Source organism: Vibrio sp. 11986-1-5, from assembly GCF_963878025.1.
GTDB lineage: Bacteria > Pseudomonadota > Gammaproteobacteria > Enterobacterales > Vibrionaceae > Vibrio > Vibrio injensis.
On record NZ_CAWNVW010000003.1, the window covers coordinates 1 to 14827 of the forward strand.

Below are 14827 nucleotides of genomic sequence, written 5' to 3' on the forward strand. Positions count from 1 at the left end.
GCTGTGATAAGACCCTGAGTTTCGCCTTCGATAGAGATATAACATGGAGTTGGCATTGCAAATTCCTTATTGTGTGAATAAACGCGACGCACATCGTCGCAATATGCAACACCAACAAAGCAAGGAGCATGCCAGAAATAAATACCAACAATTTCAATTAGTTAAAAGGCACCCAATTTAAGCTGAGCAAGATCTTGCCCAGCTGGGCAACTTTTTGCTCGCCCGGGCAAGATCTTGCTCAAGCCATATTCGTTATATCACGGTAATATTAATATTCTCTTTCTTCAATAACGCTCTGAATGCACTCTGTGCTTGTGGTTCACCGTGAATCAAATGTATTTCCTTTGGTGGCTGGTCGATGCCTTTAATAAATGCCAGTAATTCAGATTGATCCGCATGAGCGGAATAGCCCGACATCACATGAACATTGGCTTTAACATCAATCTCTTCCCCATCAATACAAATCGATTTATCGCCTTGAGCAATGGTTCGACCTAGGGTGCCCTCCGCTTGAAACCCTGCAAAAATCACATCGGTACGCTCATCTCCCAGCAACGCTTTTAAATATTCAACAATTCGTCCACCTTGGCACATTCCTGATGCGGCAACCACAATCGCGGGAGCACCGGTTGAGGCTAAACGATTCACTAACGCCTGATGAGTACGATAATCACTAATTTGTACGCACTGCTCGAAAGCTAAAGGATGACGATGCATCTCTAAACGCTGCTTTGCCTCCTCTCCCCATAGGGTTTTAAAACGACGGTAAGACTGAGTAACTTGTTGAGCCATTGGGGAATCAAGAATAATCGGCAGATCGGCATCAATTTTATGCTCAAAAATCAAACGTTCAATATCAAACAGTAATTCTTGCGTACGACCAACACTGAAGGCGGGAATTAGAATCGTGCCGCCATTTTCTAATGAACGTTGGATGATTTCGCGTAACTTCTCAGCACGACCTACCACATCATCATGGTTTCGGTTGCCATAAGTCGTCTCTATTACTAGATAATCCGCCCGCTGAGGCGATTGCGGATCAGGCAGTAATGGCGTATTGCTTGGCCCTAAATCGCCTGAAAACACCACCACTTCACCGTTAGCTAAACGAAGCTCAACATAAGCGGAACCTAAAATATGCCCTGCTGGTTGAAAACGAAGTTCAAGAGTAACGGGCTCCGGACGATGGCACTCGACCGTTAACCACTCGCCATAACAAAGAGGACGTAACCGTTGTTTTATGGCTTGTAAAACTTGCTGAATTTGCCCGCGATTCAGGCCCAATTGCAATTTAAGCCCATCTTCTAACATTAATGGGATCAGCTCTGCACTGGCTGGCGTACAATAAATCGGCCCCATAAAACCCGCAGCAAGCAACCACGGCACGCGGCCAATATGATCAATATGGGCATGAGTCACAATCAGTGCATCGATATGCTCAATGGGAAAATCCAACTCAACGTCTGTTGCATCTTTACCTTGGAACAATCCACAATCGATTAATACCGCCATACCGTCAGCACGAAGTTCATGACAAGAACCGGTGACAGTATGTTTACCGCCATGATGAAGTATTTGCATATCCTTTGCCTTATTCACAGACTCAATAAGTGCACACTAGCACAGCAAATAAAAAGCAAGGTGGAAGGGGGAGGGAAAATTCGAGGCAGTTGGCAGGAAAGGGAGGGGAGTGAGATATTGTAGGGGCTAGATCCTAGAATCTCGATTTTAAAGAACAGCAAAACTTAGATTCTAAACTCTCGCCCCAGCTAAAAAACTAAACTTGATAAAACTCGCGATACCAAGTGATAAATTCCGCAACTCCTTCCTTCACACCGATACGAGGGCGATAGCCAGTGGCAACGAACAGATCTTCAGTGTCAGCATAAGTTTGATACACATCGCCCGGCTGCATACCTCGGAAATTTTTCTTAGCTTCAATCCCCAGTTCATCTTCAATGGCTTTCACGAATTCCATTAAATTAATCGGAGAACCATGACCGATATTATAAATCGCGTAAGGTGCAGAGCTAGTGGCTGGCGTACCAGATTCAACGGTCCATGATGGGGTGCGATTCGGTAATACATCAGCAATGCGCACTACACCTTCAATAATATCATCGACATGGGTAAAATCGCGCCACATATCACCGTGGTTATTAATATCGATACTTTCACCCGCTAAAATCTTTTGAGTAAAGATAAATGGAGCCATATCAGGACGCCCCCAAGAACCATACACGGTAAAAAATCGCAGGCCAGTGGTAGGAATATCGTAAAGGTGAGAATAACTGTGTGCCATTAGCTCATTGGATTTTTTAGTGGCGGCATACAACGAAACAGGGTGATCGACCGAGTCAGAAGTAGCGAAGGGGACTTTAGCATTTAACCCATACACTGAGCTGGATGAAGCGTAGACTAAATGGCCCACTTTATTTTGTCGGCAGCCCTCGAGGATATTAAGATGTCCGACCAAGTTTGAATCAGCGTAAGCGTGAGGGTTTTCGAGTGAATAACGCACCCCAGCTTGAGCAGCGAGATGAATCACACGATCAAACTTCTCTTGTTCGAAAAGCTGCGCTATAGCATCACGATCAGCGATATCTAGTTGGATAAAACGAAATAGCGGGTGCTCAATACGCGCCAGTCTGGCATGTTTTAGATTAACATCGTAATAATCATTAATATTATCAATGCCAATCACCTGATGGCCTTGCTCAGTTAATTTTTTAACAGTGGCGCTACCAATAAAGCCCGCTGCTCCAGTGACTAGATATTTCATGTTTAAGTCTCGAAAAGGAATGAGGTTCTAGGTTCTAGGTTCTAGGTTCTAGGTTCTAGGTTCTAGGTTCTAGGTTCTAGGTTCTAGGTTCTAGGTTCTAGGTTCTAGGTTCTAGGTTCTAGGTTCTAGGTTCTAGGTTCTAGGTTCTAGGGAATAGAAAAACCGATTCTACTCTCAGTCGTCAAGAAAAAACCGCGTTTTTACAATAAGCGTAAATCATACACGAGTCACAATCAGTAATTGTTGATAGAATAGCTATAACTTAGCGCCCCATACCGAATAGAACTGTTTTGACTGTCAATAAAAGGATCTTAATTTCCATTTTCCAATTTTGATGCTTAATGTAGTAAATGTCGTATTTGTGCTTCCACATCGCATCTTCAATTGAAGCACCATAAGGATACTTAACCTGAGCCAAGCCAGTAACGCCTGGTTTTACAGCATGGCGAAAACGATAATAAGGAATGGCTTTCTCAAGATCAGCGATAAATACCTCACGCTCTGGCCTTGGGCCGACCATAGACATCTCGCCTTTTAAAACATTTATCAATTGTGGTAACTCATCAATCCTAGTTCTACGGATAAATTTACCCACTCGCGTCACTCGTGCATCGTTTTGCGTTGCCCATTGCGCCCCATTTTTCTCTGCATCATTGCGCATAGAACGGAACTTAATCACTTCAAATTCACGGTTATATTGTCCCGTACGCTTTTGCTTGAAAAATACTGGCCCTGGCGATTCAAGTTTAATCAATAAAGCAGTGATCAAACCAACAGGAACCGCAACCAAAGATAATGCAAACACAAAGAGTAAATCTATAAACCGCTTCTCCCAGCCGTTTTTACGGTTAGTTAGAATAGAAAATGCTTTTTGATGTAAAAAATACCCACTATGTAGAAACTCAAGCTCGGTATAACCGAGTTTTCGGTCACAAAAACTCACGAGCGGCTCAACCCATCCCCCAAGCTCCGTAGCTGCAATCAAAAAACTTTGCTGTTCTGGTTGTAATTCAGAGCTCTTAAAATGACATAAAGTTTTATTTTTGAACTCACGTAAGGAGTAGTCGTTGATAATCATATGCAATGATGGATGACGAGCAGACACCTGCTCTATCTTAGCTACATCAGCAGCAGGGCAATAGACATAAATGGTCTCTTGGGACCCAACTGACTCTATGACCGTCGGCTCCTTAATAACAGCGGCATCAGATGTATCTGGGATATGACATTCCGTAGTCTGATACTTGTGTAATGAAGTTGGTATCGAGTCATGCATAATATTGTTTCTATAATAATTGATGATCAGTTGATTAATGTTACTAGTAACGATTATAGATGAAAAAAAACCTAAGCTATAGTAACTATGACGGAATACTACAAATAGTATAAACACCTGAAAAGTAAAAAACTAAGGAATATTCATGTGACATTTATCATCTTAACAGTTTATAAGTGAAACGAATTAAAAATGTCGGCATCAAACGTACAGGCACCCTTAGAACAACAGCTTTGTAGAACTCAAAACGAGTCAAAAAACCTAGGTACCTACATTTCTTAAGAAGCGATAATTCACTTCGAGCATAAGCTATGCCACTCCGTCGTTCTAGCTGAGCCAATCCTGCGCGCATATGTACCAATGGCTCTTGAATATTATAAAATTTACTCCCAGTTAGTAACATCCTAACCCACAGATAGTAATCTTCAAACCACATCATTTTTTGATATCCGCCTGCTCTATCAACAGCAGATTTTTTATACATTACTGTAGGGTGATTTATGGCATTTCTCAATTTAGTGTATTGAGCTATAGCTTCGTGGTGTTCAGGTAACGATCTTGTGCCAGTTATGCACAATTCGTTAACATCAAATTCAGTAATCCAAGAACTACATATATCAATATCACCTTTTTTTAAAATTGCTAATTGTTTTTCAAAGCGATCTGACATGGCTATATCGTCTGTATCCATGCGCGCAACAAGTTCATTAGAACAATATTGTAAACCAATGTTAAGTGCATCCCCCAAACCGACATTGTTTTCTAAAGGTATACATTTTAATATATCACCTAACTTATTTTTCCAAATAGAAATCATATTATCAAGCTCTGACGTTAAATGGCCATCTTGAACTAGAATAATTTCATTAGGCTTCACCGTTTGTTCGTCCCAAATACTCTGCATAGCACGGTTAAACCAAGCAGGATTTTCTTTAAAATAAATAGACATTAGAACAGAAAATTTCATTATTGATTTCTCAAATTATAAAAATAAGCTGTAAGTTTCCCAAGCTTATTAAATGAATAATTAGAATAATTTCAAAGTAATAACACGGAAAAATCATGAACATTCCCGTAAATAAAGGCTTCCCAAAACCTTCAAAAGATACTCTGGATCCATCGCGCACATCGCTCGTTTGTGTTTAATGCTCGCTTTCAGCGTCGTTTCACTTTTTAGCATGTTTAAGCACATCTGTCTGATCCTTGCGAAATTCTCTGCTCGTTCTTCCGCTCGTTTACGGCAAGCATCTTCACCAAATTCTGTATCCAACATCCAATGCATCGACTCAACTAACCAGTGCGAGCGTGAAGCATTTAACAATTCTTTAGCACTGAGCGCTTTCGAACTAATATAATATCAAACCGTTACATCCGATTCTTGAGCCACTGCTGATTCTTGACGAATAGAGACCACAATTCCCATCGTTTTAAGCCCCGGCCAATCAAATTCAAGATCACCCAAAACACTTAAATCTTCGTTCACTAAGGCTAATCGTATTTCTTTTCGGCCTCGCGATGTTTCTTGAGTACTGTAAGAATCACCGTCATGTTTTTGCAGCATGCTCATATTGAAATAATGATTAAAAGCTTGCTCAAGACGACCTTGATTTCCTTTTACTGCCAGCAAGTAATCTGCTTTGTTTTCAAGGATTTTTTGTGCGATTTTCTTTTGGCAACCCATCGCATCAATGGTCACTAAACAACCTGATATATCAAGCAGTTGAAGCAATTCAGGAATGGCGGTTATCTCATTGGATTTCTCGTAAACTTTATGCTGTCCAAGGCACACGCCATTTTCTGTAGCAAACGCATTAACCATATGAATCGCACCAAGCCCACGGGAATTATCATAAAACCCTCGAACGGTTTTACCGTCTATCGCTATCACTTCACCGTCAGTGAGTTCACAGCATGATTTCATCCACTCGATAAAACACTTTTGTAAGCGTGTCGCATTAATCATGCCCATTACTCTAGCTATGGTAATAGCGGAAGGAACACCATGATTAAAATCACTAGAGCGTTTGAGGAAATCTAGCCACCTTGTGCCGTAAAGATGAATGGCTTTCCAATCATCCTGACCGGAAAGTACCGCACAGATTGTTAACAAAATGATATCCGTTAACTTGTGTTCGACTTTGCCTTGTTGGCGATAATCTGGGATGACATCGAAATGCATAAATGGGTGCTGGTTACTCATCGTTTTTGACCTCCATTTTGTCTATGAAGGTATTAGAAAACACTGAAAATGATCGTCAAATTGATCATCGACTGATTGTTTGCTGTGTGACGCTGTTATCCATTAGAACAAGAAAACGGTGAACTTACTATGCCACAAACCCTTTAAAAATGGGCATATTCATGCGATTTCCCTGCTTCGTCATCTGTGATTTGATGACAATCTTTCATCCAACTGATGAATACCTTTTGCATCGCTGACGGGCTCACCATCCCCATAACGCTCGCGTGGGAAATGGTATGCTCGAGCAACGTCGTGGTTGGTCCTATGCGTTAAGCGAACTAAGAATGATGCGAAAAATGTATAATTTAAAGCTCGCGAAGGGTCCCAAAACCGCTGTTTACTTCTCAGTAAGAGCCTTATCTAGATTAAGGCCAGATCATCTATTAAGTAAAGTCTACTCTTACAAGCTTCGGTAAAAATACATACAGCTTTAGTTATCACAACAGTTGAAACTAAAGCTGTATTCTTATTTATCATTTTCTTACAAAAGCGAGCACTTCAAAAGACAACAGTCTATAAAGTAACATATACAATACTACAATAGATATATAGGTTGGCGCGCTAAATAAAACACATAGAACACTGACAATAAAATAATAAATATATCGGCCTCGTCCTTTATTAGCAAGATAAAACTTAGAAAAGAACTCTAAATTAAATCTTTTTTCAGAACATCGCTCGATCAAGTTAATTAATGGGAAGACTAAGATTAGCCAAGCAGCTGTAGCCCAAGAGGCTTGTGATAAAACAATAATAGGTAACACATAACGAAAGAGCACTAGCATAAAGTGTAAAGGCAAGTTAGCTAAACTGCGGACATTATTATAGACCGCATATAATGCCAAGATAATTACTATATTAGCAAGGTAGTACATTGATATTTCTTTATTAAAGAAATATATACCTCCCCCTAATATAGTGATTAACAAACTTCTTCCAAAATAGATCGAGCATTTACTCTCTTCGTAGAAGCGAAGCTCCTCCCCACTCAACCTTAACGTAGGTTTTTTCTCATTCTTAATCGTTTCAGCATCATTCCATATATATCCCATCTCATAAGCAGCATAGACACCGGTCAGATATATAAAAGATAGAAACACAAGTTCTGATTCAAAGTCATTTGGTATCAAAATCAATAATAGAACAGGTACGATATAGATCAAAACCCAAGAAACGAGCTTCTCGATACTTTTAAATCGAGTATGAATGGAATACAAGAATGGAGTATAAAAAAACTTATAGTCTAACAATTTTGACACCTTTTGTTTTCCAAAAACCTGAGGATTTCCCTTTTGGAATAACAGCAAAAAAATCATCACATAGTTCTATGCAATCACTATCATTTTTATTATCAGTTACAAAAACAACTTCATGGTATTGTTGGGCTATCTCTTTAATAACTTCTTTCTTTCTACCTAGGTTATCGAAAAGAATTCTGCCATTAAATACTTCGAAACGATCGAATTGCAAAGTTGTTGATGAAAAGCCAGAGCCATTAAATTTATCATTAACAGCCGATACAATAGGCTCCAGAGAAGCGGAATGAAATTGAACTTCATAACCCTGATTGACATATGATTTTATAAAACTGTCAATTTCGTTGTTAAGTGGCAGCTGTTCAATATACTCTCTTGCCAATGAGTTTAGCTCTACTTTGGTCATGCCTTTCAGTTGCCTAACTAGGGCGACTCGAACTAAATCGATATAAAAGACTTTATACAATATGGCATTAGAAATCTTAACTATTTTGTTTTTATGAATCCAAGATGGCTTGGCTCCCTTTTTATTGAGAATATAATTAATAAAATCAACTGTCGTATTTACTGGATATAATGTATCACAAACATCTACAAGCAATATTTTGGTAGTCATAAAATCAGTACTTTATTAAAATCAAAATGCAGCGTCTTTATACTGCATTCTTGTCAATTTATCAGAATAAAAGAAATATTTATTGGACAGCTAACTTTTCAATCGTTTTTGCTAAGCGGTCTCGCCATCTACTTTGTTTAACATTCCAGTAAACCTCTGTCGAATCGCAATCAAGCACAGAGAACTCTGGACGTGGCGTTTTAAACGTATAGTCGGAACTCTTAATCGCATGGATAGTTGGTGCCTGCCTGATAAATCCATACTCTAGTGCGTCAGCAATGATAGCCCTAGCGAAACCATGCCAGCTTGTTGCCATATCACCACAGTAATGGTAAGTCCCCCAACGTATATCATCTTTACTATTCATTCTCATAGCAATTTCCAAAATACATTCTGCCAAGTCACCAGCATATGTAGGGCTTCCATACTGATCTGCAATAATGCTTATTTCTTCGTATCGCTTCGATAGATCTAGGATGGTTTTAACGAAATTATTACCATATTCGCTGAAGACCCAAGCAGTACGAATAATAACATGTTTACTGAGGTTACTTCTGACAGCTTGCTCCCCCATTAACTTTGTCTTTCCATATATACCTTGTGGATTCGTCTGAGCATCTGGGAGATATGGTTTTGTTTCTGAGCCATCAAAAACATAATCAGTTGAAACATGAATAAGAGGAATGTCGTACTTAGCAGCTATTATAGCTAAATTATACGGCCCATCTGCATTAACTTTTGTAGCAAGAGTCTCTTCTTCTTCAGCCTTATCTACTGCTGTATAGGCAGCCGTATTTACGATAACATCAGGTTTAGACTGCTCAATAACTTCTCTAACAGACTCCAAGCAAGTAATATCCAACTGTTCAGAATCTGTTAGCATTAGAGATGCATCATAACGGTTGCTGATGCTTTGTATAGAACAGCCTAATTGTCCTTTTGCACCAGTAACTAGAATTTTCATATCAAAGCCTTTTACCGTTTGGGAGATAGCTATTGTAAGTTGTCAACAAATGTTGACCGAACTCATCAGTGACATCAAAACAACCATTTTTAATAGCGCTAATTGAATCAACTACGTCACCTAACGTTGTTGGGTATACTTTGTTAGGTTGTATATCTTCAATACCAACACGTTCAGCTTCTGTACCAACCAATGCTGAAAATTCTTCTGCTAAATCCGGCGCGTAGCAATAATTCATGACAATGCTTCTGTCAAATACATTAATTTCTAGATCATGAATGCTATTGTAAATCCAAGTGGAGATCACTGAGTTATAGTTGGGCTTGCAGCCTGGACCGAAGACGTGTGGTAGACGATATAACCAAACTAACGCTTCATTGCGGTGGGCGTATTCTGCTAAAATGAGTTCTGCCGCTTTTTTACTTTCACCATATGCATTCTTAGGATTAATAGCATGGATTGTAGACGTAAATAAAATAGGAGTTTTCTTTTTTGACTTTTCCAACCTTTCAATCAGTAACTCTGTCAAGCCAGCATTACTGGTAACAAACTCCTCATCAGAACAACTAGGGCGAACTTCTCCGGCAAAGTGAGCAATAAAGTCGGCTTGCTCTAAAGCATCACTCAATGAATCTAAAGACGAACTTCTATCAAATTCTAATACGTTCACTTTACCGTCACGCTTGAGCTTGGATATCAATGTTTTACCAAGAAACCCTTTTGAGCCAGTTACCAGTACACTTTTCATATATTACCTATTTAAATAAATCTTTTAATGTAGACGCGTTTTTATCCTTTTCTGACAATTGGATTTCTACATCGATCTGTGGCCATTCAATAGCAACATCGACATCATTCCAAATCAATGAGCCTTCATCGGTTGGGTCGTAGTAATCCGTACACTTGTATTCAAAATCTGCTATGTCAGAGAGAACTAAAAAGCCATGAGCTAAACCAGGAGGTACCCAAAATTGGCACTTATTCTCTTCAGACAGTTCAACGCCAGCCCACTGACCGAAGGTTGGTGAATCAGGTCGAATATCTACAGTCACATCAAATACTCTACCCCGTACAACTCTTACCAATTTTCCTTGAGGTTTCGATTTTTGAAAATGCAAACCACGCAAAACACCTTTCACTGAGCGAGAGTGGTTGTCTTGCACAAATTTAAAATCAATATCTAACATGCTCTGATAACGTTCTTGTTGAAACGTTTCTAGGAAGAAGCCACGCTCATCGCCAAAAACTCGAGGCTCGATAATCTTTACATCTATGATATTTGTATTAACAACTTTCATCTTAAGCTCCACTTCAGATGGTTTTCTTGCTTTCACTGAGTATCTGCATGAGATATTGGCCATAACCTGTTTTAGCTAATGCATCAGCTTGAACAGATAACAGCTTGTCTGATAACCAACCATTGTTAAAAGCAATTTCCTCTAAGCAGGCAATTTTTAAGCCTTGGCGATGCTCAACCGTTTGCACAAATGTCCCTGCTTCTAACAGAGAATCATGAGTCCCAGTATCCAGCCAAGCAAACCCTCGACCTAAGAGTTCTACTCCTAAGTCACCACGCCGTAAGTACGCATTGTTAACATCGGTAATCTCTAACTCACCACGAGGAGATGGAACAATTGATTTGGCAATATTGATTACGTCGTTATCGTAAAAGTATAAGCCTGTTACCGCATAATTCGATTTTGGCGCTTTTGGTTTCTCTTCGATACTAAGAGCCTTTCCTTCTTTATCGAACTCTACTACCCCGAAACGTTCAGGGTCAGAAACGTGGTAGCCAAATACGGTTGCTCCTTTATCCTTCTTCGCTGCCGCTAATAGCTTGTTACTAAAGTGTTGCCCGTAGAAGATGTTGTCCCCTAAACACAGCGCAACGTTAGAGTTTCCAATGAATTCTTCACCAATGATAAATGCCTGCGCTAAGCCGTCTGGCGATGGTTGCTCAGCATACTTCAACGATATACCATAGCGACTTCCATCTCCTAACATTCTTTCAAAGTTAGGTAAATCCTCAGGTGTAGAGATTATTAAAATATCTTTTATCCCGGCTAACATTAATACTGAAAGAGGGTAATAGATCATTGGCTTATCATAAATAGGCAGTAATTGTTTAGAAGTACCTAGTGTAATTGGGTGTAAGCGAGAGCCACTGCCTCCCGCTAAAATGATACCTTTATATTCCATGACGTTCATTTACTCATTATTAATTTTGGATATTATTCTTCACCTAGGCGCTCTAAACGGTAGTCACCATTTAAAACACGTTCCCACCATTGACGATTATTTAAATACCACTCTACCGTTTTGCGAATGCCAGATTCAAAAGACTCTTGTGGAACCCAACCTAACTCTCGTTCAATTTTAGAAGAGTCGATAGCGTAGCGAACATCATGACCTGGGCGATCTTTCACGAAAGTTATAAGGTCTTCGTAGTTGATTACGCCTTCTGGCTTATTGGGCGCTAACTCTTCCAATAGTGAACATATCGCTTTAACCACTTCAATATTTTTCTTCTCATTGTGGCCGCCAATGTTATATGTTTCACCAACCTGCCCAGTTTTTACCACTGTGTATAGTGCACGGGCATGATCTTCTACAAACAACCAATCTCTAATTTGCGAACCATCACCGTAGACAGGGAGTGCCTTACCATCCAACGCATTCAAAATTACATGTGGGATCAATTTCTCTGGAAAATGGAAAGGACCATAGTTATTTGAACAATTAGTGACTATCGTTGGTAAGCCGTAAGTTCTTAACCAGGCACGAACGAGATGATCTGAGGATGCTTTTGACGCAGAGTAAGGAGAACTCGGAGCATAAGGTGTCGCTTCAGTGAATAAGTCATCTTTACCTTCTAAATCACCATACACTTCGTCTGTAGAAATATGATGGAAACGGAAAGTATCTTTCTCTTCTCCATCTAGTGTATTCCAATAAGTTCGGGAAGCTTCTAGTAAGACATATGTACCAACGACGTTTGTTTGAATGAACGCACCAGGTCCTTCAATTGAACGGTCTACATGAGATTCAGCGGCAAGATGCATGACTGCTGAAGGTCGATATTTTTCAAATAATGCGGCTACAGCTACAGCATCACAAATATCAACTTGTTCAAAGTGATAGCGTTTAGATTCAGAGATTGACGATAAAGAATCTGTATTACCGGCATAGGTAAGAAAATCAACGTTGACGACGCTGTCATTTGTATTTTCGATAATATGACGCACAACTGCACTTCCTATAAAGCCAGCACCACCAGTTACCAATATCATTATTTTCTCCTAAAGCCTATCTTGAGTCCGTCTCGAAATCCGGAAGTAATGTTAGTTCTATAATCTTTGGACTGGGCTCTACCAAAACCAAAGTAAAAATATTTGAACACAAAGAAAGCTGAGTGCCTTATTTTCCAACGAATTGGCACATACGACCTTCTCAGTAGTATTAGATAATTTCTAACTTGATAATACAATCTAAAAGGTGACGATACTTTAAGTGTTAAAAGGCCACCCAAGCAGGTTTCATCACCATCACCAACGGAGTGAACCATTTTTTGTGTAGAGATTAGAACAGAGTAGTCAAAACTTCTAGCGCGCCAGCACCATTCAAAGTCAACAACATCAATAAACAATTCGTCTTCCATAACACCAATATCTTCAAATACACTGGTAGGGGTTAAACTGCCACTTGCTATAATTTGATCTACACAAAAAGTACCGTTAGGGTTTTTGACTTTCTTAATAGGTAACTCAACCTGATCATTAAACGAATTAACTATGGAAGGCCCTATACAAGCGGCTTTACCATCAAAAGTATTTAGTTCATCAACCATAGTGACCAACGACAATTCACCCAGTTCAGAATCTTGATCAAAGATCCAAACTGCATCTCTTCCCATATCTATGGCATGAGAAATTCCGATGTTTTGGGCTGTAGCGATCCCTTTGTTAGTTCCATCTGATAAATAAATAATCTCACTTGAATGTACAATTTTGTTCTTCAAGTCAAGTTCTGCACTGGAATTATCAACAACGATAATATCCTGAACTTGCATCAAAAGTGACTGTATGAGTGAATTCAATATGTTGATATTAGGATTATATGTAATGATAACTGCAGATATATTTTTATGTGAAATCATTTCTCTCACCGAAAATAGCACTCACCCAACCAGATAGTGAATATTTTTTCACTGTATCCATTGCTACTGGCACATACTCTTTCTCAAAGAAGGTTTCTTGCAAACAAGGAGATTCTCTGTCCAGCACTAGAATATTATTTGGATTATAAAAGTCATAGTTCACAATATCTTTGTTTGTTGTCATGAGCTTTACACCAAGACCAATCGTCTCTATCGTCCTGATGGTTAGACCAGTTTGTTGCCTATGTGGTATATCTAGCACGCATTTAGATTGAGCCGAAAGAGTTACATAATCATCAAACTTCATTTGTTTGCTTGATATGTGTTCTTTATACCCACTTAATATTAATGTTATCCACTCTCTTGGCGTTGCATATAAATAGGGTTTAAAATTCAGCCAGTTATATTTTTTTAAAATGGAGTAAACTACATCAATTCGACCATCATGACACCACCCGACAAAGCTAAGATCATACTTTTTAGTATCCTGCTTTTTGATAGCTACTTCATCCCGAAAGAATAATGGTCTGAACTTAAAACCGTAAACATTACAATCCTCACGGTCAAAAGAATGTATATCATCAAAGTATGATAGTATTTTGTGTACATTTGGAACTCGACTTATTGAATCCCATTGGTATAATATAAAACGAGCCTTATTCTGGCTTTCCTTGAGTAAAGCCATATTGTCTTCAGATAAAAAGGCACCTTTGATAACGAATACAATATTAAAGAATCCAGAAGGCAAATCGCATATTAAATTCTGTTGGTGAACTGAAACATTGAAACTTGGTAATAGTTTATTTTTTATTCTAAGTTTACGATTAGTAAATCCTTCGATAATATATCTTACTTCAGCACCATTTCTTTCAAGCTCTTGAATTATTGCTTGATCATAGTCATAAAATCCAATTCCTATGAATAAGATTTTTTTTCCTTTTAGGTAGGAACTAATTTTCATCTATAAATTGCCCGTATTTATCTGTTTTTCGCCACTCATTCATTTCAAAGCAATAGCGCTTAATTATACGAGCAGGAGCTCCCACTATTACCGAATAATCTGGAAACTTTCCCCTAACTACAGAGTTAGCTCCAACAATACATTGCTCACCGAGTGTAGTTCCTGCATTTATCTTCACTCCAGCACCAATAAAACACCGCTCTCCGATAATAGTAGAATGAGTAATTAATGGTTGTAGTTGTATTGCTTTGTTAATCTCTTTGTAACTGTGGTCTACATCCGTAATCATTACATCGTATGAAATACAACTATGCTTACCAATTTTCACCAGATTACATGCTACAATATGAAGTCTTTGTTCAATTGTAACATTATCATCTATAATGATATTTGGTTCAAATTTCTGGTTATGATGAGTTTTAATCTCTTCTATTCTTGCATGATGTGCAATATATACGTTGTGGCCAATACGAGCAGAACGACATGATACTTTAATAGGCTTTATTATTTTTGATCCTTTACCGAAGTCCTTAAAAAAGAATCGATAATAAAAGGTCACTTTTACCATTTGAAC

Annotated in this window: 14 protein-coding genes and 1 pseudogene; all 15 read right to left on the bottom strand. The window is 38.8% G+C overall.

Annotation, left to right across the window (positions count from 1 at the left end):
- Window positions 1–252: 252 nt before the first annotated feature.
- The 15 genes and pseudogenes from AACS00_RS01145 to AACS00_RS01215 all read right to left on the bottom strand — a co-directional run bounded on the left by AACS00_RS01145 (window position 253) and on the right by AACS00_RS01215 (window position 14821).
- Complete coding sequence (locus AACS00_RS01145; RefSeq protein WP_110168211.1) at window positions 253–1581, bottom strand: MBL fold metallo-hydrolase RNA specificity domain-containing protein; 1329 nt, start codon at window positions 1579–1581, stop codon at window positions 253–255.
- Between the two features lie 196 nt (window positions 1582–1777).
- A complete protein-coding gene (locus AACS00_RS01150; protein WP_072670097.1) occupies window positions 1778–2782 on the bottom strand; it encodes an NAD-dependent epimerase in 1005 nt (334 codons plus the stop codon).
- Window positions 2783–3044: 262 nt separating this feature from the next.
- Window positions 3045–4175 carry a sugar transferase gene (locus tag AACS00_RS01155; protein ID WP_375152963.1) on the bottom strand — a complete coding sequence of 377 codons (1131 nt, stop codon included), beginning with the start codon at window positions 4173–4175 and terminating at the stop codon, window positions 3045–3047.
- A 40-nt stretch (window positions 4176–4215) separates the two neighbouring features.
- Window positions 4216–5025 (bottom strand): glycosyltransferase, encoded by an 810-nt coding sequence (locus tag AACS00_RS01160; RefSeq protein ID WP_110168213.1) that lies wholly within the window; start codon window positions 5023–5025, stop codon window positions 4216–4218.
- Window positions 5026–5118: 93 nt separating this feature from the next.
- Window positions 5119–6258 (bottom strand): annotated as a pseudogene (locus AACS00_RS01165) (ISAs1 family transposase).
- Between the two features lie 515 nt (window positions 6259–6773).
- Window positions 6774–7550, bottom strand: a complete 777-nt coding sequence (locus AACS00_RS01170) for a hypothetical protein (RefSeq protein WP_110168214.1) — start codon at window positions 7548–7550, stop codon at window positions 6774–6776.
- A complete protein-coding gene (locus AACS00_RS01175) occupies window positions 7537–8172 on the bottom strand; it encodes a hypothetical protein (protein ID WP_110168215.1) in 636 nt (211 codons plus the stop codon). The genes AACS00_RS01170 and AACS00_RS01175 overlap by 14 nt, the downstream gene beginning before the upstream one ends.
- 79 nt (window positions 8173–8251) lie before the next feature.
- Window positions 8252–9136 (bottom strand): dTDP-4-dehydrorhamnose reductase, encoded by an 885-nt coding sequence (rfbD, locus tag AACS00_RS01180; RefSeq protein ID WP_110168216.1) that lies wholly within the window; start codon window positions 9134–9136, stop codon window positions 8252–8254.
- A 1-nt stretch (window position 9137) separates the two neighbouring features.
- Window positions 9138–9884 carry an NAD-dependent epimerase/dehydratase family protein gene (locus tag AACS00_RS01185; protein ID WP_110168217.1) on the bottom strand — a complete coding sequence of 249 codons (747 nt, stop codon included), beginning with the start codon at window positions 9882–9884 and terminating at the stop codon, window positions 9138–9140.
- 7 nt (window positions 9885–9891) lie between these two features.
- Window positions 9892–10434, bottom strand: a complete 543-nt coding sequence (gene rfbC, locus AACS00_RS01190; RefSeq protein WP_110168218.1) for a dTDP-4-dehydrorhamnose 3,5-epimerase — start codon at window positions 10432–10434, stop codon at window positions 9892–9894.
- A 13-nt stretch (window positions 10435–10447) separates the two neighbouring features.
- On the bottom strand, window positions 10448–11335 hold the full coding sequence (gene rfbA, locus AACS00_RS01195) for a glucose-1-phosphate thymidylyltransferase RfbA (protein WP_219968439.1): 888 nt from the start codon (window positions 11333–11335) through the stop codon (window positions 10448–10450).
- 32 nt (window positions 11336–11367) lie between these two features.
- On the bottom strand, window positions 11368–12429 hold the full coding sequence (rfbB, locus tag AACS00_RS01200; protein ID WP_110168220.1) for a dTDP-glucose 4,6-dehydratase: 1062 nt from the start codon (window positions 12427–12429) through the stop codon (window positions 11368–11370).
- The gene (locus tag AACS00_RS01205) at window positions 12426–13292 is read right to left on the bottom strand and encodes a glycosyltransferase family 2 protein (protein ID WP_110168221.1); all 867 of its coding nucleotides are present in this window, start codon (window positions 13290–13292) and stop codon (window positions 12426–12428) included. Before AACS00_RS01205 ends, rfbB begins: the two co-directional genes overlap by 4 nt.
- Entirely contained in the window at window positions 13279–14253 is a 975-nt protein-coding gene (locus tag AACS00_RS01210; RefSeq protein ID WP_110168222.1) for a hypothetical protein, read from the bottom strand. The genes AACS00_RS01205 and AACS00_RS01210 overlap by 14 nt, the downstream gene beginning before the upstream one ends.
- Window positions 14243–14821, bottom strand: coding sequence for an acyltransferase (locus tag AACS00_RS01215; RefSeq protein WP_258306886.1), 579 nt, complete (start codon window positions 14819–14821; stop codon window positions 14243–14245). The genes AACS00_RS01210 and AACS00_RS01215 overlap by 11 nt, the downstream gene beginning before the upstream one ends.
- Window positions 14822–14827: the final 6 nt, after the last annotated feature.

Bases quoted from the DNA above. Each gene is read 5' to 3' on its own strand.
- AACS00_RS01205 (WP_110168221.1), bottom strand. From the start codon at position 13,292: ATGATTTCACATAAAAATATATCTGCAGTTATCATTACATATAATCCT.
- AACS00_RS01185 (WP_110168217.1), bottom strand. From the start codon at position 9,884: ATGAAAAGTGTACTGGTAACTGGCTCAAAAGGGTTTCTTGGTAAAACA.
- AACS00_RS01145 (WP_110168211.1), bottom strand. From the start codon at position 1,581: ATGCAAATACTTCATCATGGCGGTAAACATACTGTCACCGGTTCTTGT.
- AACS00_RS01215 (WP_258306886.1), bottom strand. From the start codon at position 14,821: ATGGTAAAAGTGACCTTTTATTATCGATTCTTTTTTAAGGACTTCGGT.
- rfbC (WP_110168218.1), bottom strand. From the start codon at position 10,434: ATGAAAGTTGTTAATACAAATATCATAGATGTAAAGATTATCGAGCCT.
- AACS00_RS01175 (WP_110168215.1), bottom strand. From the start codon at position 8,172: ATGACTACCAAAATATTGCTTGTAGATGTTTGTGATACATTATATCCA.
- rfbA (WP_219968439.1), bottom strand. From the start codon at position 11,335: ATGGAATATAAAGGTATCATTTTAGCGGGAGGCAGTGGCTCTCGCTTA.
- AACS00_RS01210 (WP_110168222.1), bottom strand. From the start codon at position 14,253: ATGAAAATTAGTTCCTACCTAAAAGGAAAAAAAATCTTATTCATAGGA.
- AACS00_RS01160 (WP_110168213.1), bottom strand. From the start codon at position 5,025: ATGAAATTTTCTGTTCTAATGTCTATTTATTTTAAAGAAAATCCTGCT.
- rfbD (WP_110168216.1), bottom strand. From the start codon at position 9,136: ATGAAAATTCTAGTTACTGGTGCAAAAGGACAATTAGGCTGTTCTATA.
- AACS00_RS01150 (WP_072670097.1), bottom strand. From the start codon at position 2,782: ATGAAATATCTAGTCACTGGAGCAGCGGGCTTTATTGGTAGCGCCACT.